Origin of the sequence: Nocardiopsis coralli, from assembly GCF_014892575.1 — a bacterium.
GTDB lineage: Bacteria > Actinomycetota > Actinomycetes > Streptosporangiales > Streptosporangiaceae > Nocardiopsis > Nocardiopsis coralli.
Genome location: NZ_JADBGI010000008.1, coordinates 59,964 through 77,015, shown reverse-complemented (window position 1 = coordinate 77,015; position 17,052 = coordinate 59,964). Strand labels below are relative to the sequence as shown.

The following is a 17,052-nucleotide window of genomic DNA, read 5'->3' as shown; positions in this document are numbered from 1 at the left end:
CCCGCTGCCCGCGGACCGGCCCCCTTCCTACGTTCCGGGAGCGTCTACTCCCACTCGATGGTGCCCGGGGGCTTGCTCGTGACGTCGAGCGTGACCCGGTTGATCTCGCGCACCTCGTTGGTGATGCGGTTGGAGATCTGCGCCAGGACGTCGTAGGGGACCCGCGACCAGTCGGCGGTCATGGCGTCCTCGCTGCTGACGGGGCGCAGGACCACCGGGTGGCCGTAGGTGCGGCCGTCGCCCTGAACGCCGACCGAGCGCACGTCGGCCAGCAGCACGACCGGGCACTGCCAGATGTCGCGGTCCAGGCCGGCGCGGGAGAGCTCCTCGCGGGCGATCGCGTCGGCGTCGCGCAGGATCTCCAGGCGCTCGCGGGTGACCTCGCCGATGATGCGGATGCCCAGGCCGGGGCCGGGGAAGGGCTGGCGCCACACCATCTCGGAGGGCAGGCCGAGCTCCTCGCCGACCTTGCGGACCTCGTCCTTGAACAGCTCGCGCAGCGGCTCGACGAGGGTGAACTGCAGGTCCTCGGGGAGACCGCCCACGTTGTGGTGCGACTTGATGTTGGCGGTGCCGGTGCCGCCGCCGGACTCCACGACGTCGGGGTAGAGGGTGCCCTGCACCAGGAACTCGACCTCGCTGTCGCCGTCCCCGCTCTCGGCGACGACCTCGCGGGCCGCCTGCTCGAAGACGCGGATGAACTCGCGGCCGATGATCTTGCGCTTCTCCTCGGGGTCGCTGACACCCGCGAGCGCGTCAAGGAACTGCGCCTGGGCGTCGACCACCTTGAGCTTGGCGCCGGTGATGTTGACGTAGTCCTTCTCGACCTGCTCGGCCTCGCCCTTGCGCAGGAGGCCGTGGTCGACGAAGACGCAGGTGAGCTGCTCGCCGACGGCGCGCTGGACCAGGGCGCCGGCGACCGCGGAGTCCACGCCGCCGCTGAGGGCGCAGATGACCTGCTTGTCGCCGATCTGCCCGCGGATGCGGTCGACCTGCTCCTCGACGATGTTGACCATGGTCCAGGTGGGGCGGCACCCGGCACCCTCGTACAGGAAGCGGCGCAGCACCTCCTGGCCGTGCTCGGTGTGCATGACCTCGGGGTGGAACTGCACGCCGAACAGGCGGCGGTCGGTGTCCTCGAAGGCAGCCACGGGGGCGCCGGCGGTGTGTGCGGTGGTCGCGAACCCTGCGGGGGCCTCGACGACGGAGTCACCGTGCGACATCCACACCAGCTGGTCGGCCGGCATGCCCTCGAACAGCACCGAGCCGGACTCGGCGGTGAGCTGGGTGCGGCCGAACTCGCTGAGCTCGGTGCGGGCGACCGTGCCGCCCAGGGCGCGGGTCATCGCCTGGAAGCCGTAGCAGATGCCGAAGGTCGGGACCCCGGTCTCGAACAGCTCCGCGCCCACGTTGGGGGCGCCTTCGGCGTAGACCGAGGAGGGCCCGCCGGACAGGATGATGGCCTTGGGTTTCTTCGCGAGCATCTCCTCGACGGGCATGGTCGAGGGCACGATCTCGCTGTGCACGTGCGCTTCCCGCACCCGCCGTGCGATCAGCTGCGCGTACTGCGCGCCGAAGTCGACGACGAGGACGGTGTCGAACGTGGTGTCAGCACCAACGGACACGACGGAGGACCTTCCGCAGGGATAAAGGGATCTCCCCCAAGTCTAGGGCGTTCCCGGTGTTCAGGGGGCCGCTCCGGGGTGTGCGCTCCGGCTCAGCCCTCGGAGGGTTCTCCGGCGAAGCCGCGGGGGTTGCCGTCCTGCCAGCGCCAGGTGTCGGCGCAGGCGTCGGCGACGGTGAGCTGGGCCTTCCAACCGAGGTCGTGGGCGGCGGCGGTGGGGTCGGCGTAACAGACCGCGATGTCGCCGGGGCGGCGGCCGGTGACGCGGTACGGCACGTGTACGCCGGTGGCCTCCTCGAACAGGCGCACGCACTCCAGCACCGAGGTCCCGCGTCCGGTGCCGAGGTTGTAGACGCGGTACCCCTCGCGGTCGGCGAGGTGGTCGAGGGCGGCGGCGTGCCCGCGGGCGAGGTCGACGACGTGGAGGTAGTCGCGGACCCCGGTTCCGTCGGGGGTGTCGTAGTCGTCGCCGAAGACGCTGAGGTGGTCGCGGCGTCCGGCGGCGACCTGCGCGATGTAGGGGAAGAGGTTGTTGGGCACCCCCTGCGGGTCCTCGCCGATGAGGCCGCTCGCGTGGGCGCCGATCGGGTTGAAGTAGCGCAGGGAGATGATGCGCAGCGACGGGTCGGCGGCGGCCAGGTCGCGCAGCATCTGCTCGATGAAGAGCTTGGTGGTGCCGTAGGGGTTGGTGGTCTCCAGCCCGGCGGACTCGGGGATCGGCACGGCCTCGGGATCGCCGTAGACGGTCGCGGAGGAGCTGAAGACGAGGTCGCGCACCCCGAACTCGTTCATCACCTCGGCCAGGGTGAGGAGCGCGTCGAGGTTGTTGCGGTAGTAGCGCAGCGGCTGGTGGACCGACTCCCCGACGGCCTTGAGCCCGGCCAGGTGCACGACGGCGTCGATGTCGTGCGCGGAGAACACGTCGCGCAGGGCGTCGGGGTCGGTGCAGTCGACGCGGTGGAAGGCGGCCCCGCGGCCGGTGATGCGCTCGACGCGGCGCAGGGCCTCCTCGTGGCTGTTGACGAGGGAGTCGGCGACGACCACGTCGTGCCCGGCCTCGAGGAGCTCGACCGCCGTGTGGGTACCGATGTAGCCGGCACCTCCGGTGAGCAGCACGTTCATCCTTGGTCCCCTCGCTCGTGGCCGGGTGCGGGCGCAGTGTCGGGTGTGGCCCGGCCCGCGGACGCCCCCAGCATAGGACCCGCCCCGCCCTGCCCGGTGGTGAGCCCTGACACGGGGGTTCGGGGGGACCGCCCTCTACACGGGGAGGGAACGCAGCAGCCCGCGGGTGGCCGCCCGTGCACCCGCCACCGCGACCGTCAGACCGAGCACACCCACCGCGGACAGCACCGCCCACGGGAACGCCCACAGAGCAGCACCGACGTCGCCGCCGGCCATCGCGAGGGCCATCCAGGCGGTCGCCGCCGTGCCGAGCAGCCAGGCGGGGACCACGGTCAGGGCCATCTCCCAACCGACCATGGCGTTGATCTGCCGTGTGGTCAGGTCGAGCCGGCGCATGGAGGCCAGTTCGGACCTGCGGGCGGAGGCCGAGACCGCCAGGGCGTTGACCGCCGCCAGGACGAGGAAGACGCCGACGAGCGCGGTGGCGACGGTTCCGAGGTTGTCGATCGCACCCTCGCGTTCGTGCACGTAGGTCGTGTGGAAGCGTTCCGGGTCCTCGGCCCTGGCCTCACCGGTGACCGGGGTGGCGGCCGCGGCGCTGTCCTCGGCGGCGAGCACGAAGTCGTGCCGGCCGCCGGCGACCTGCCCCTGCAACGCGGAGGCGGAGGCCAACAGCCCGTCCTGCCCGCCGTCGTCGTGTTCGTACACCGCCACCACCGGGTGGACCGAGACCTCGGTGGCCCCGGAGACCCGGAGCTCGACCTCGTCGCCGAGTTCCAGCCCGCGGTTGCCCGCGTGGGACGCACCGACGGCCACGCCCTCGCCGGTCTCCACGAGTGCCAGGTCACCGTCGACCGCGCCGAGGTCCAGCAGCCCGCTCGCCTCGCCCTCGACCAGTGTCAGGCGTGTGATCTCTCCTGCTCGGACAGGGACCTCGCTGTCGTCCGCGCGCACGTGCGCCCAGGTCTCCCGCAGGCCGGCGGTCGCGGTGACACCGTCGTCGGCCGCGACCCGGTTCCGTGTCTCCTCGGACAACCCGAGGTGCTGATCGCGCACGACGGGGGTGTTCAGGACCCGGTCGGCGTCGAAGCGTTCGGCGACCTGGTCGGCGTTGCCCAGCGCGAACAGGGGGAGCCCGCTGAGCGCCCACCCCGCGATCGCGACACCGACGGCCAGGGGCGCGGCCACCCCTGCGTACCGGCGGAAGTAGAAGCGCACGTTGGCGGCGGCCAGGTGTCCGCCCACGCCCGCGGCGGCCGCCACCGGACGGCGGAGTGCGCGGGCGCAGGCGTGGATGGCCCAGGCGCCCAGGAGGCCGATACCGGCGATGATCAGGCCCGCGGCGATCATGCCGTAGCTCGCGTAGAGCACCGGCGGGACGAGCCCCGCCATCCCCAGGGCCTGGAGGGTCCCGGCGGCGACGAGCAGGAGCACGCCCGAGCCCATCTGGATCCGGGTGCGCCACGGGCCGCGGCCCCGCACCGGGGTTCCGCCCAGGGCATCGCCCGGACGGATGCGCAGGGCCGAACGCGAGGCCGCCCACGACGCGACCTGCGCGACCAGGACGGTCACGGCGGGGGAGGTGATCAGGGGTTCGGCACCGATCCGCAGGGCCAGGACGGAGCTGACGAGGCCGAGCTCGCGGAAGACCCCGACCATGGCCTGCGCGAGCGCCAGACCGAGCAGGCAGCCCACGGCCGCCGCGACGACCGAGATCAGCAGGGCCTCGCCGTGGCACAGCAGCCGGACCTGCCGGGGTGTCGCACCGATCGCACGCAACAGGGCGACCTGCTCGGCCCTGCGCCGCACGGACGTGATGAGCGCGCCGGCGATCACCGCGGCCGCCATGAACGCGACGATCCACACGAGCAGTGTCAGGGCCGCCGCGGTGGCGCTGTGGTCGGGCCAGGTGCCCTCGAGCTCGCCGCGGTCGGCGCCGACGGCCACATGGAAGGGCTCGGAGCCGGACGGGACCGGCGCATCGCCCGCCAGCCCGTCGGAGACCAGGGTGCGGGCGCGTGCCGCCGTTTCCGAGGCGTCGGCGCCGGGTTCGAGGGTCAGTCCGGCGGCGTCGACACGGCCGTCCCCGCGCTCGGCGAGGCGCTCGGCCTCCTCGGGGTGGAAGTACAGCGTGTGCTGGTGGGCGAGGTCATCGCCGTCGGGGCCGGTCGCCAGGCCCGCGAGTTCGTAGGTGCGGGCGGTGCCCGCGACGTCGACGGTGAGGTCGTCGCCCACCTCCGCGCCGGCGGCCTCGGCGAGCGCGCGGTCGACGACGACCGCGCCGTCCGTCCGGGGTCCGGTTCCCTCGTCGGCCCGCATCGGGGTGAGGGACGCGCTGGTCCAGGCGTGGCCGGTCTGGGGGCGTTCCTCCTGGGCGATGAGCGGTGCGCCGTCGGTGTCCAGGACCGAAGCGGGGAAGGAGAGTTCGGGGACAGCCTCGTCGACGCCGGGCAGGTCGGACAGGGAGTCGACCAGTTCGGCGGTGAGGAGACCGTCCTCCCCCGCCACCACGACGTCGGCGCCGGCATAGCGTTCCACGGGCGCGCGGGTCCGGTCGATCGAGTCGTGCAGCACCAGGAACGCGCTCAACAGGGCGGAACCGAGGGCGGTCATGACCAGGGCCCCGGCGAGCGTGCCCGGGCTGCGGCGGAGGATGCGCCAGGCGATCCGGATCATGACGCACCCGCCAGGACGGCCATGCGCTCGGCAACGTTCCGGGACGTCGGCGCATCCATGGTGCCGGCGATCGATCCGTCCACGAGGAAGAGCACCCGGTCGGCGTAGCTCGCGGCGAGCGGGTCGTGCGTGACCAGCACCAGTGTCTGCCCGAAGTCGTCGACCGCTTCCCTGAGCAGGTCCATGACCTGCCGGCTCGAACCGCTGTCCAGGGCACCGGTGGGTTCGTCCGCGCAGACGAGGTCGGGGGCGGTGATGAGGGCCCGGCAGAGGGCGACGCGCTGTTGCTGGCCGCCGGAGAGCTGGTCGGGGCGGTGGGAGAGGCGGTCGTGGATACCCGCGCGCCGGGCGATGCGGTCCAGCCGCGCCGTGTCGACCGGGCGACCCGCCAGGCGCAGGGGGAGTTCGATGTTCTCCCGCGCGGTCAGTGCGGGGATCAGGTTGAATTCCTGGAAGACAAAGCCGACACGTTCTCGGCGAACGACGGCGAGTTCATTCTCCGGAAGGGCGTGAATCGCGGTTCCGCCGAGAAACACGGTGCCCTCGCTCGGGCGTACGAGGCCGGCCGCGCACGTGAGCAGGGTGCTCTTCCCCGAACCCGACGGACCCATCACAGCGGTGAACGAACCCTCGCCGAAGGTCCAGCTCACGCCGCGGAGCGCGGCCACCGCCGTGTCTCCTTCGCCGTACGTACGACCGACACCGGACATCACGACCGAACCCATGGAGGAATGCCACCGTTCTCGGAGGGGAATGGATCTGCCTTTCCAATGACACCGAGAACGCTACGGATCCCCTGATTCCCCGGCACTACCCGGGAACACCGTTCCGGGGTAGGGCGAGCCATACCCCGGGGGAAAGGCACACCCTGGGGTGGGGCCATGCCCTCCGACGCCATCTCCTCCCTGGCCCTCACCGTCGTCTTCATCGCTCTCGCTCTCTACGCCGCCCACCACGTGGTCAAGGGAGGGGTGCTGGCCGCGCTGCGGCAGCACGCACACGAGCAGCGCGACCTGGAGGAACGCCGCGCCCGCCGGGACGCCGGACCGGGCTCCGGGGCCTGACCACGGCGGAACGCACTCGGGTGTTCCGCGGCCGCGCTACGGTCGGGGCGGACCGCACGACCGACCGCCGACCGCAGGAGACGACATGAGCGCCCGCTTCCAGGAGCTCGACTGGCGACAGACCCCGATGGGTGAACTCAGCCTGCGCCGCCGCTACGACCCGCTGTTCCGGGCGGAGGTCCACGAGATCAAGCTCGGCGACGAGTTCCTGATGTCGAGCCTGTTCACGGCGGCGGAGATCGAGATGTCCCGGCTGGCCCTGGCGCAGACCGGGGGCACGGACCTGCGGGTGGCGGTCGGCGGCCTGGGTCTGGGGTACACCGCCGAGGCCGTGCTGGAGGACGACGCGGTCGGATCGCTCGTCGTGGTCGAGGCCATGGCCGAGGTGATCGACTGGCACCGGCAGGGGCTGATCCCGCTCGGGCCGACGCTGACCGGCGACCCCCGCTGCCGCCTGGTGCACGGGGACTTCTTCGCGATGGTGGGTGCGGGGTCGGGCCCCGCCCCGGAGCCGGAGCCGGAACCGTTCCACGCGGTGATCGTCGACATCGACCACTCCCCCACGCACGTGCTCGACCCGGGCCACGCGGGCCTGTACACACCCGAGGGCCTGCGCCACCTGCGCGACCACCTGCTCGTGCCCGGCGGGGTCTTCGCCCTGTGGTCCAACGACGCACCGGACGAGGGTTTCACCGAACTGCTCGGCGGCGTCTTCGACCGCGCGTGGGCGGAGGTCGTCAGCTTCCCCAACCCGATCCAGGGCGGGGAGTCCAGCAACTCCGTCTACCTGGCGATCGCACCCGGGGCCTGAAGCACGGCGGGCCCCGGCGGTGAGGGAACCGCCGGGGCCCGTTCGTTCGGGGGCGGGTCAGTCCCGGGTGTCCAACCACAGGACCTGCGGGTCGTGGTCGCTCACCTGGTCGTGGAACTCGGAGTTGATGCGCACGATCTCGTAGTCCACGCGGTCGGCGAGGCCGCCGGCGACGAGGATGTGGTCGAGCGCCTGCGAGTTGCCGTCGAACACGTAGTTGTACTGCTCTCCGGCGTCCAGGTCGGTCATCGGGTTGTGGAGCGGCCCGTCGTCGGTGAGGATCTCCAGCGTCCGCGAGAACTGGAAGTCGTTGAGGTCGCCCATGACGACGAGGTTCGCCTCCGGGTCCGCGGCCAACAGCTCGTCGGCGAAGTCGCGCACGACCTCGGCCTGGTCGTTGCGCTGCGGTTCGGTGACCCGCTCCGGCGGCTGGTTCACGCCGTGCAGGGGCTCGTCGGGACCCTTGGAGCTGAAGTGGTTGGTGACCACGTACAGGTCCTGGTCCTGCGCCCGGAAGTGGCCCACCAGCGGTTTGCGGGTCTCGTCCCACGCCTCGTGCTGCGGGTCGATGCGGCCCGGGGAGACGCTCAGTTCCGCGCCGCTGTCGCCCTCGGCCACCTCGACGGGGGTCGTGGCGTCGCCGCCCTCGACGTCGACGAAGTCCGCGCGTTCGGGGTCGAACAGGAACGCGTTGCGGATGTTGCCGCCGGGCACACCGCCGTCCGCGTTGTCCTCCGGGCTGATCTGGCGCCATTCGTACTCGGGCCCGCCCTGGTCGGCGATGGCCTCCACCAGGCGGTCGAGGGTGAGGTCGGCGTCGACAGTGCCGTCGTCCTCCTCGCTGCTGTTGTCCTGGATCTCCTCCAGGCCGGCGATCGCCGGGTTGCCGAGCGAGGAGACGAAACCCTCGGCGATGCGGTCGAAGTCCTCCTGGTCGTCGGCGCCGCCCAGGTTCTCGACGTTGTAGGTGGCCACGGAGACCTCGTGCGGTTCGGCCTCACGGACGGGCTCGCGCTCCAGGTCGCCGGGCACGTGCTCGCCCATCTCGGTGGCGCGCACCAGGTATCCGCCGAACTCGCTGTAGTAGACCGGCCCCTCGATCGCGCCGGACATGGTGTCGCCGACGTTCACCTCGGGGAACGGTTCCTCGTCGTGGTCGATGAGCGACTCGACCTTCACCCGTCCCGGGTTGGGGTCGTCGTAGGAGGAGTAGACCGTGCCGCCGTTGACCGAGGGGTTGTCGTCGGGGCGGGTGGTGACCCAGAACGCGTCGTAGGCGTCGGTGGGTGCGACCACCGGGGCGTCCTCGACACGGACGCGCATGTGTTCGTGCGCGGCCCAGAAGTCGAGCGCGTAGGTGTCGGGCTCGAGCTCGCGGTCAGTGATGTCGCCGCCTTCGGGCGCGTACCCCTCGGGGAGGGTGTCCTCCTCCAACAGGACCGCCTCGGGCAGGTCGTTGCCCTCCGAGACGATGGTCCAACTGCCCTGGTCGAGCTGGGTGATGCTCTGCGCGCCCTCGGCGGGGCGGTACTCGCTCACCCGTCCGGAGGCGAGGATCTCGTCGCCGACCCGGACCTCGGGGGTGTCCTCGCCCGTGAAGACGAACAGGCCCTCGCTGGTGCGCGGATCGCCGTCGCCCTCGGTGTCCTGGAACCAGAACCCGCGGGCGCTGCCGAACTCGGCGACGGCGGTGACCACACCCGGGACGCCGTCGACGAGCTCGCCGACGATCGGGGACTGCCGGGTGGTGCCCTGGATGTCGTGGATACGCACGTCGCCGGGTTCGATGGGGTCGGAGGAGGCGCCGTACACGCCCCCGACCTCGGGCGCGGGCTCCGCACCGTTCTCGGCGGAGGCGGGGAGGGCCGCGGTGAGCCCGGCGCCGAGGGCCAGCGCCGCAGCGGCCGACAGGGAGAGGGTCAGGGGGTTGCGGGGGATGGGGAATGCTCGTGGCACGCCTTCGTCACTTCCCAGTGCGTGGGGGTCAGCGGGCCCGCACATCATGCCGCCCTGCGATGTCCGGGGGAAGGACCCGGCGTGAAGATTCCGGGTCGCCCGCGGGGGTTGGTGGGATGCGCCAAGCGGGTCGAGCGGGGGCGTTCGTGTGTTCGCACCAAGGCCCGGCGGGCCCCGGAGCCCCACCGCCGACCGGATCCCCTGGTGGCCGGGATCCCCGGCCCCGTGGCCGCATGTGGCCCCCACAGCAGGGTTACCCAGCGTTATGCCCCGACGTACGATACCGGCACCCCCACACGTCGTTGGAGCACACATTGAGCAGCCCACCCCCCCGGGCCGCAGGGGTCCTCACGCGGAGCGCTCGACTTCATCGTCATCGGCGGCGTCGTCGCCCTGGTCGCGGGCGTGGCCCTCGGCATCCTGCCGGGGTCGGCCGGAAACACCGACTGCGGATCCGTGTTCAACCCGGCCTACAACCTGGAGCCCTCGTTCGGCGACTGGATGTTCGGCAACCCGGCCCGCGACGCCTGCGTGGAACTGCACAACGGGTTGCGCACACCGATGCTCGTCCTGCTGATCGTCGGCGGGGCGGCCACCGTCGTCGGCGGCATCGTGAAGGCCTACCGCAACAACTCTTCGTAGGGCCGGTGAGCACCGGGGCCGAGGCTCGCGGCCCGCGCCTCAGCCCTGTCCTGCGCTGAGCCCGGTCACGGCGTCGTGGAACCCCTCGACCAGGTCGGCGACCCGTGCCGGCCTGAGCCGGTTGGCCATGTGCCCCTGCCCGGGCAGCACCGAGACCCTGGCCCCCGGGATCGCGCCACGCAGCGCCTCGGTCCGGCGGTGGAGGTGGGACGGGCTGCGTTGCCCCAGGAGGAAGAGCACCGGAACCCCGATCCCGGAGTACTCCGCGGTGCGCACGCCGGCCCGGTCCATGGCCTCGCAGTCGACGAGCTGGCGCCGCGCGCGGGGCCGCAGGTAGGGCACGGCCCCCACCATGAGCCCGAAGACCCGGGCCGGCCACCCGGGATACCGGACGATGTCGCGCATGAAGATCGTGATCGCCCGCCCGGTCCTGCCCCGGGCCAGCTCGGCTTCGGCCCGTCGGAGCGCCTCTCCCCCGAGCGGGATGCCCTCGACCGGCGCGGGCGGTTCGTAGAGCACTGCCCCCGCGAACGACGAGGGCGAGGCCGCCATCGCCTCCAACGCCACGACCGCGCCCGAGGAGTGGCCGACCAGGACCGCACGCCCGCCCAGGGCCCGGGCGGCCGCCGCGACGTCGTCCGCTTCCTGGCCCAGCGAACCCCGGGGATCCACGTGCAGGTCCGTCCGGTAGGTGCGCCGGTGCAGGCGCACGACACGGAAACGCGGGGCGAGCCGCGCGCTCACACGGTCCCACGAGGTTCCGTCGTCCATCCCCGGGTGCAGAACGATCACGGGCGGGCCCTCGCCCTCGTCGAAGCCGCGGATGTCAGATCCGTCCGCTGCGGTGGCGATCCTCTCCGTCACGGGTCTCTCCTTCGATCGGTGAGAGCGGCCGGCGGGCACCCTCGTGGCTTCCCCGGATTCTTCGAACGTCGAACATGAAATGCACAAGGGCGACACATCGTCAGCATTCACCGGAAACCGTGATCGAATTCGGACGCCCCGTGGCCGCATGTGGCCTGACCAGCATGGACTCCCCGGATCCGGGCTATGTTCGAACCGGCGCCGGCGAACTGATCACTCGACGGCACCGAAATCAGCGGGCCCGCACTCCTTTTTCACATCTCCCAACTCGGAACGAGGGTTTTCATGCGGAATCGACACGGCCTTCTCCCCCGTGCCACCACGGCTGTCGCATTGGGGGCGGCAGCGGTCCTCGGCAGCACGCTGCTGGCCACCCCGGCCCAGGCCTTGCCGTTCACGGCGAGCGACGGCGCCTGCCCCTACGTCGTCACGGCGAACGTGGCCAACGTCCGTACCTCACCCAACTCGACCGCGAACAACGTCTCGCACCATCTCTACGCGGGCGACGAGGTCGTGGCCACCGAGAGCACCTTCGCCGACGAGGGCTCCGGCAACGTCGTCTTCCGCCGACTGGCGACCGACGAGTACATCGCCGTCACCAACCTCGGGCCCGTGGAAGGGGCCTGCGCCTACCCGCCCAACTGACGGACCCGTGCCCGTGGGGGACGAACGCGCCCTGCCCGGACCCGGATCCGGGCAGGGCGCCCGCTGCGCCCCGGGTCAGGGCTTGCGGGCCACCCCGCAGTACTGGTCCATGCCGCGGAGGTTGCCGACCTCGACGGGGCGCGGACGCCACAGGGGGCAGGGCACGACGCCGGGGTCGAGGAGCTCCAGCCCCTCGAAGCGCGCCTCGATCGCCTCCGGGCTGCGCAGGAGGTAGGGCACGTCGCCCTGTTCGTTGCCGATCTCGATGGCCCGGTTGTAGGCCTCGCTGGTGTTCGTGCCGTCGTAGATCGCCAGGTAGCTGCCGGAGGGCAGGGCGTCCAGGAGTCGGTGCACGATCGGCAGGACCTCGTCCTCGGGCACGTGGCCGAGGATGCCCAGGAGCATGAGCGCGACCGGCTGGTCCAGGTCGAGGGTGCGGGAGGCGTGCTCCAGGATCGTGTCGGGGTCGCGCACGTCGGCGTGCACGTAGTCGGTGGCGCCCTCGGGGGCGCCGACCAGGAGCGCACGTGCGTGGGCGAGCACCAGCGGGTCGTTGTCGACGTAGACCACGCGGGACTCCGGGGCGATCGACTGGGCGACCTCGTGGGTGTTGTCGGCGGTGGGCATCCCGGTCCCGATGTCGAGGAACTGGCGCACCCCCGCTTCCCGGGTCAGGTGGGTGACGGCGCGGATGAGGAACTCGCGGCTGCTGCGGGCCAGGTCGACGATCTCCGGGAAGTGCTTGATCACCTGGTCCCCGGCCTCGCGGTCGACGGGGTAGTGGTCCTTGCCGCCCATCCAGTAGTTCCAGATGCGCGCGGAGTGGGTGCGGGTGGTGTCGATCTGCGGGGTGGGGCCGTCGGGCATGGGAGGTACCTCGATCCGTGGGGGCGGGGTGGTGGGGCGGTGTGCCAACGCATCGTAGTGGAAGCCCTGTTCCGCGGGGATTCCCGTGCTGCATACTGCGTTGCATGGCACCGACGACCCCCGCCGACGCCCGTTCCGTCGACGATCTGCTGTCCCTGTCCCGCGAGGCCGACGCCGCGGAGTACCTGTTCTTCTGGGGGCACCGGAAGCCGCCCTCGGGGGTGTCGGCGAGCTGCCTGTCGCAGTGGTGGGAGGCGCCCTTCACGGTGGACGGGAAGACCTACCGGACCGCCGAGCACTACATGATGGCCGGGAAGGCGCGGCTGTTCGGCGACGTCGGGAGCGAGCGCAGGATCCTCGCCGCGGAGCATCCGGGGGACGCCAAGGCGCTGGGCCGCGGCGTTGCCGGGTTCGAGCAGGGGGCCTGGGAGGCCGCGCGGTACGGGATCGTCGTGGAGGGCAGCGTCGCGAAGTTCGGCCGGCACCCGGAGCTCGCGGCGTTCCTGCTGGGCACCGGGGCACGGGTGCTGGTGGAGGCGAGCCCCGGCGACCGGGTCTGGGGGATCGGGATGGCCAAGGACGACCCGGACGTCGGGGACCCGCGGTGTTGGCGGGGACTGAACCTGCTCGGCTTCGCCCTCATGGAGGCCCGGGCCCGGCTGCGGTGAACCGGGACCCGGGCAGACCGTCACAGTCGCGGGTCGACCGGTTCGCTCTCCAGCGCGAGCGTGGCGAAGACCGGCTGGTGGACCCGCCACAGGGGCTCGCCACGCGCGTGGCGGGCCAGGGCCTCGAGGCCGAGCTTGTGCTCGCGCATCGCCATGCCGTTCTTGCGCCCCGGGTTCCGGCGCTCCTTCAGTACGGCCAGGCGCTCGGGGTCGGTGTAGTCCGCGCCGTAGATGATGCGCAGGTACTCCGGCCCGCGCACCTTGAGCCCGGGCTGGGTCAGGCCCTTGCGCCCACGCGCGCGGGCACCCACGACCGGCTTGACGACCGCGCCCTCGCCCCCGGCGGCCACCAGGTCGGTCCACCACGCGGCGGCGTTGTCGCAGTCCTGCGGGTCGGTGGTGTCCACGGTCCGGTAGCGGGTGGGGTGCACCATGTCGCCGGCCTCGGCGAGCTTCTCGGCCATGGCCATGTGCCACAGGTGGTCGGCGTCGGAGTACTCCCGCCCCTCGGAGGCCAGCACCATGAACGGTGCGTAGCGGAGCCCGGCAGCCCCGTCGGTGTCCCAGGTGTACCGGCGGTAGACGCGGCTGAACCCCTCCATCTGGTCGATGCGGCGCTCGACGGCCCCCTGGAGCCCGTCCACGCCGGCCCCGCGCGCGGCGGCCGCGGCGAGGGCGTCCCGGGCCGCGGGGAGCGAGGCCCGGGCGGCCGCGCCCACGGACGCGTACTGGTCGCGGATCAGCCCGTGGGCCTTGGCCGACCAGGGCAGCATCTCTCCGTCCAGGGCGATCCAGTCGGTGCCCAGGAGTTCCCACAGGCCGGCGCCGGTGACGGCGGCCCGCAACCGGTCGACGATCTCCCGGCCCACGTCGGGGTCTGCGAAGAACGGCCGCCCGGTGCGCGTGTACACCGTGCCCAGCTCACCCGGGACGAAGCGGCGCTCGGCGGCTGCCGCGTCCCGGCACAGCACCGCCACGGCGCGCGATCCCATGTGCTTCTCCTGGCACACCACCTGCTCGACCCCGGAGCCCCGGAACGCAGAGAACGCCTCCGCCGGGTGTTCCAGCAGAGTGGGCGAGGCCGCGGACGGCGCGGGCGCCATGGTCGGCGGCAGGTACAGCAACCAGCGCGGGTCGACGGCGAAGCGGCTCATCGCCTCGAACGCGGCCAGCGTGCTGCCCTCGTCGGCGCGCACGGCACCGTCCGGGGTCTCCACGTGCAGGCCCCGGCCCGAGTCGATGCCCAGGTCGTGCATGTCGATGACCGCCGGGGGCGGGCCGTCGGACGCGGGTTCGGGCACGGCGGGGCGCACCGGCTCGAACCAGGTCTGTTCGGCCGGCACGGCGACGGTCTCCTTCTCGGGCCAGCGCAGGGCGGTGAGCTCGCCGCCGAAGACACACCCGGTGTCGATGCACAGCGTGTTGTTGAGCCACTCCGCGTGCGGAACGACGGTGTGCCCGTACACGACGGCGGCCCGGCCGCGGTAGTCGCGCGCCCACGGCAGGCGCACGGGCAGCCCGTACTCGTCGCTCTCGCCGGTGGTGTCGCCGTACAGGGCGAAGGAACGCACCCGCCCGGAGGCCCGCAGGTGGTAGTCCTCCTTGAGCCCGGCGTGGGCGATCACGAGCTTGCCGTCGTCGAGCACGAGGTGGCTGACCAGGCCGTCGCAGAACGAGAGCACCCGGTCGCGGAACTCGGGGGTCTCCTTCTCGAGCTGCTCCACGGTGCGGTCGAGCCCGTGCGTGAGGCGCGCGGTGCGGCCCTTGAGCACGCGCACGAGCTTGTTCTCGTGGTTGCCGGGCACGCACAGGGCGTCGCCGTCGTCGACCATGTTCATGGCCAGGCGCAGCGCCCCGGGACTGTCGGGGCCGCGGTCGACGAGGTCGCCGACGAACACGGCGGTGCGGCCCTCGGGGTGGCGGGCGCCCACGGCACGGCCGTCGGTGTCGCGGGTGAGCGCGTACCCGAGGCGTTCCAGGAGTGTCTCGAGTTCGGAGCGGCAGCCGTGCACGTCACCGATGACGTCGAAGGGGCCGGTGAGCTCGCGCTTGTCCGGCCAGGGGCGTTCGAGGCCGATGCGGGCGCGCTCGATCTCCTCGGGCCCGCGCAGCACGTGCACCTTGCGGATGCCCTCCTTGTCGAGCCGCTTGATGGAGGAGCGCAGGTCGCGCCGCTGACGGTGGATCACGTGCGGCCCGAAGTCGCGGTCGGGGCGTTCCTCGTTGCGTTCGCGGGCCAGGGCCTCGGGCACGTCGAGCACGATCGCGGTGGTCAGGAGGTTGTTGGCCTTGGCGATGCGCACGAGCTCACCGCGGGCGTGGCGCTGCACGTTGGTGGCGTCGACGACGGTGAGCAGGCCGCGGCGCAGCCGGATGTCGACCATCGTGTGCAGGAGCGCGAACGCGTCGGCACTGGCGGACTGGTCGTCGGGGTCATCGCTGACCCGCGCCCGGCAGTCGTCGGAGCTGACGACCTGGGTGGGCAGGAAGTGCTGCGCGGCGAAGGTCGACTTGCCCGAACCGGAGACCCCGATGAGCAGGACGAGGCCCATTTCGGGGACCCCGAGCACGCGCGGCTCGGTGCCGGTGGTGTCGGTGGTCATGAACCTGCCCCCTCTTCCGGGTCGTGGCGGGTGAAGACGGCCAGCTGGGTGGGCGCGCCCGTGTCGCGGTGGTCGGGGCCGACGGGCAGCCGCCGGACCGTGTAGCCGTGGGTCCGCGCGACCCGGTCGGACCAGGCCCCGAACTCGGCGCGGGTCCACTCGAACCGGTGGTCGCTGTGGCGGAAGGCGCCCTCGGCCAGGCCTTCGTAGTGGGTGTTGTACTCGGCGTTGGGTGTGGTCACGACGGCGACCCGGGGTGCGGCGTCGCCGAACACGACCTCCTCCATGGCGGGCAGCCGCGAGGGGTCCAGGTGCTCGATCACCTCCATGAGCACGGCGGCGTCGTGGCCACGGAAGCGCGGATCGCGGTGCACGACCGAGCCCACGAGGAGTTCCGCGCGGCTCTCACGCACGCGGGCGAGGGCGCCGGTGCTGACGTCCGCGCCGGTGATGCGGCGCAGCGCTGGTTCGCGCACGAGGTGGGTGAGGAGCGCCCCGCTGCCGCAGCCGAGGTCGACGACGCTGTCGGCCTGCTCCGAGCGCAGCACGGAGAGCACCGCGCCGATGCGCTGCTCGGCCAGGTCGGGTGCGCGCTCCTCGACGGCCGGGTCGTCCTCGGCCTCGGCGGGGAGGACGCTCTCGGCCTCCTGCAGCCGGCCCAGCGCCGTGCGCACGTAGCGCTGTCGCCGGTCGAGGAAGCGCCGGGTGATCCAGGAACGCTCGGGGTGCGTGGCCAGCCACCCGGGTTCCTCGGCCGGTTCTTCGGGCTCCTCCCCCGCCGCCTCGGCGACCCCGCCGGCCCGCAGGAGCTTGTCGACCTCGGTCTCGTCGACCCAGTAGTGCTTGCGGCCGCCGTCCATGGCGGGCAGCAGCACGTACAGGTGGTTGAGCGCCTCCGACAGCCGCAGGGTTCCGGTCAGGGTGAGCGACAGGTAGTGGGAGTCGCCCCAGCCGGGCAGTCCGGGGTCGAGCGGGACCGGCTCGGCGCGCACCGTCCACCCCAGCGGCTCGAACAGGGCGCGGGCGCGTTCGGGGCCCGGGCGGCACGGGACCGCGGGCAGGTGGAGCTCGAGCGGCAGGGGTGTGCGGGCGAGTTCGGGGCGCTGCTCGCAGCGGCCGCGCAGCGCCGTGCGCATGACCCGGCCGAGCGCGGCCGTGAACAGCGAGGACGTGGCGTAGGGCCGGTCGTTGACGTACTGGGCGAGGGCGAAGTCGGGTGTGCTCACCGACGTGCGCGTCCGCAACAGCGCCTGCGGGTCGACCTCGAGCAGGAGCGCGGCGGTGCAGCGTTCGTCCCCGGCCTCGGGGTAGAACACGTGCGCCGTGCCGAAGGACTGCTCGAAGCGCTGCGCCCGGTCCGGGTGCTTGTGCAGCAGGAAACCGAGGTCGCTCGCGGGGGCGGACGGGGTCTGCGTGGTCGTGATCGTCAGAAGCACGCCAGCATTCTCACGGTGGCCCGCCCGCAAAAACCAGTGCTTTTCCTCCGCCTGTGGACAACCCTCGCACCCCG

At 72.4% G+C, this 17,052-nt stretch carries 14 protein-coding genes; 5 read left to right on the top strand and 9 right to left on the bottom strand.

Annotated elements, in window-relative coordinates; translation table 11 throughout:
* Positions 1–44: 44 nt before the first annotated feature.
* From guaA to IDM40_RS10830, 4 genes are all read right to left on the bottom strand, one after another.
* On the bottom strand, positions 45–1,625 hold the full coding sequence (gene guaA, locus IDM40_RS10845) for a glutamine-hydrolyzing GMP synthase (RefSeq protein ID WP_193121828.1): 1,581 nt from the start codon (positions 1,623–1,625) through the stop codon (positions 45–47).
* 92 nt (positions 1,626–1,717) lie between these two features.
* Positions 1,718–2,746, bottom strand: coding sequence for a UDP-glucose 4-epimerase GalE (gene galE, locus IDM40_RS10840; RefSeq protein ID WP_193121827.1), 1,029 nt, complete (start codon positions 2,744–2,746; stop codon positions 1,718–1,720).
* A gap of 135 nt (positions 2,747–2,881) precedes the next feature.
* Positions 2,882–5,422: an ABC transporter permease gene (locus tag IDM40_RS10835; RefSeq protein WP_193121826.1), complete on the bottom strand. Its 2,541-nt coding sequence runs from the start codon at positions 5,420–5,422 to the stop codon at positions 2,882–2,884.
* A complete protein-coding gene (locus IDM40_RS10830; protein WP_328806989.1) occupies positions 5,419–6,090 on the bottom strand; it encodes an ABC transporter ATP-binding protein in 672 nt (223 codons plus the stop codon). Before IDM40_RS10830 ends, IDM40_RS10835 begins: the two co-directional genes overlap by 4 nt.
* A gap of 213 nt (positions 6,091–6,303) precedes the next feature.
* Here IDM40_RS10830 and IDM40_RS10825 point away from each other — a divergent pair, with 213 nt between their 5' ends.
* Both IDM40_RS10825 and IDM40_RS10820 read left to right on the top strand, forming a co-directional pair.
* Entirely contained in the window at positions 6,304–6,486 is a 183-nt protein-coding gene (locus IDM40_RS10825) for a hypothetical protein (RefSeq protein WP_193121824.1), read from the top strand.
* An 85-nt stretch (positions 6,487–6,571) separates the two neighbouring features.
* Positions 6,572–7,297 carry a polyamine aminopropyltransferase gene (locus IDM40_RS10820; RefSeq protein WP_193121823.1) on the top strand — a complete coding sequence of 242 codons (726 nt, stop codon included), beginning with the start codon at positions 6,572–6,574 and terminating at the stop codon, positions 7,295–7,297.
* Positions 7,298–7,354: 57 nt separating this feature from the next.
* Here IDM40_RS10820 and IDM40_RS10815 read toward each other — a convergent pair whose 3' ends face one another.
* Positions 7,355–9,298, bottom strand: a complete 1,944-nt coding sequence (locus tag IDM40_RS10815; RefSeq protein WP_216630623.1) for an endonuclease/exonuclease/phosphatase family protein — start codon at positions 9,296–9,298, stop codon at positions 7,355–7,357.
* 360 nt (positions 9,299–9,658) lie between these two features.
* Between IDM40_RS10815 and IDM40_RS10810 the strand changes: the two genes are divergently transcribed.
* Positions 9,659–9,895, top strand: coding sequence for a hypothetical protein (locus IDM40_RS10810; protein ID WP_193121821.1), 237 nt, complete (start codon positions 9,659–9,661; stop codon positions 9,893–9,895).
* A gap of 39 nt (positions 9,896–9,934) precedes the next feature.
* On the opposite strand, the gene IDM40_RS10805 is transcribed toward IDM40_RS10810, so the two are convergent.
* The gene (locus IDM40_RS10805) at positions 9,935–10,759 is read right to left on the bottom strand and encodes an alpha/beta fold hydrolase (protein WP_193121820.1); all 825 of its coding nucleotides are present in this window, start codon (positions 10,757–10,759) and stop codon (positions 9,935–9,937) included.
* Positions 10,760–11,044: 285 nt separating this feature from the next.
* On the opposite strand from IDM40_RS10805, the gene IDM40_RS10800 reads away from it, so the two are divergent.
* Positions 11,045–11,404 (top strand): hypothetical protein, encoded by a 360-nt coding sequence (locus tag IDM40_RS10800; RefSeq protein WP_193121819.1) that lies wholly within the window; start codon positions 11,045–11,047, stop codon positions 11,402–11,404.
* A 75-nt stretch (positions 11,405–11,479) separates the two neighbouring features.
* Here IDM40_RS10800 and IDM40_RS10795 read toward each other — a convergent pair whose 3' ends face one another.
* Positions 11,480–12,271 carry an SAM-dependent methyltransferase gene (locus IDM40_RS10795; RefSeq protein WP_193121818.1) on the bottom strand — a complete coding sequence of 264 codons (792 nt, stop codon included), beginning with the start codon at positions 12,269–12,271 and terminating at the stop codon, positions 11,480–11,482.
* A 104-nt stretch (positions 12,272–12,375) separates the two neighbouring features.
* Between IDM40_RS10795 and IDM40_RS10790 the strand changes: the two genes are divergently transcribed.
* On the top strand, positions 12,376–12,939 hold the full coding sequence (locus IDM40_RS10790) for an NADAR family protein (protein WP_193121817.1): 564 nt from the start codon (positions 12,376–12,378) through the stop codon (positions 12,937–12,939).
* 20 nt (positions 12,940–12,959) lie between these two features.
* Here the strand turns inward: IDM40_RS10790 and IDM40_RS10785 are convergent, their stop codons facing one another.
* Positions 12,960–15,542 (bottom strand): polynucleotide kinase-phosphatase, encoded by a 2,583-nt coding sequence (locus IDM40_RS10785; RefSeq protein ID WP_193121816.1) that lies wholly within the window; start codon positions 15,540–15,542, stop codon positions 12,960–12,962.
* The gene (locus tag IDM40_RS10780) at positions 15,539–16,978 is read right to left on the bottom strand and encodes a 3' terminal RNA ribose 2'-O-methyltransferase Hen1 (RefSeq protein WP_193121815.1); all 1,440 of its coding nucleotides are present in this window, start codon (positions 16,976–16,978) and stop codon (positions 15,539–15,541) included. Before IDM40_RS10780 ends, IDM40_RS10785 begins: the two co-directional genes overlap by 4 nt.
* Between the last annotated feature and the right edge of the window lie 74 nt (positions 16,979–17,052).

Excerpts from the sequence above, each read along its gene's own strand:
- galE (WP_193121827.1), bottom strand. The coding sequence starts at position 2,746 with ATGAACGTGCTGCTCACCGGAGGTGCCGGCTACATCGGTACCCACACG.
- IDM40_RS10835 (WP_193121826.1), bottom strand. The coding sequence starts at position 5,422 with ATGATCCGGATCGCCTGGCGCATCCTCCGCCGCAGCCCGGGCACGCTC.
- IDM40_RS10825 (WP_193121824.1), top strand. The coding sequence starts at position 6,304 with ATGCCCTCCGACGCCATCTCCTCCCTGGCCCTCACCGTCGTCTTCATC.
- IDM40_RS10820 (WP_193121823.1), top strand. The coding sequence starts at position 6,572 with ATGAGCGCCCGCTTCCAGGAGCTCGACTGGCGACAGACCCCGATGGGT.
- IDM40_RS10815 (WP_216630623.1), bottom strand. The coding sequence starts at position 9,298 with ATGTGCGGGCCCGCTGACCCCCACGCACTGGGAAGTGACGAAGGCGTG.
- IDM40_RS10800 (WP_193121819.1), top strand. The coding sequence starts at position 11,045 with ATGCGGAATCGACACGGCCTTCTCCCCCGTGCCACCACGGCTGTCGCA.
- IDM40_RS10795 (WP_193121818.1), bottom strand. The coding sequence starts at position 12,271 with ATGCCCGACGGCCCCACCCCGCAGATCGACACCACCCGCACCCACTCC.
- IDM40_RS10790 (WP_193121817.1), top strand. The coding sequence starts at position 12,376 with ATGGCACCGACGACCCCCGCCGACGCCCGTTCCGTCGACGATCTGCTG.
- IDM40_RS10785 (WP_193121816.1), bottom strand. The coding sequence starts at position 15,542 with ATGACCACCGACACCACCGGCACCGAGCCGCGCGTGCTCGGGGTCCCC.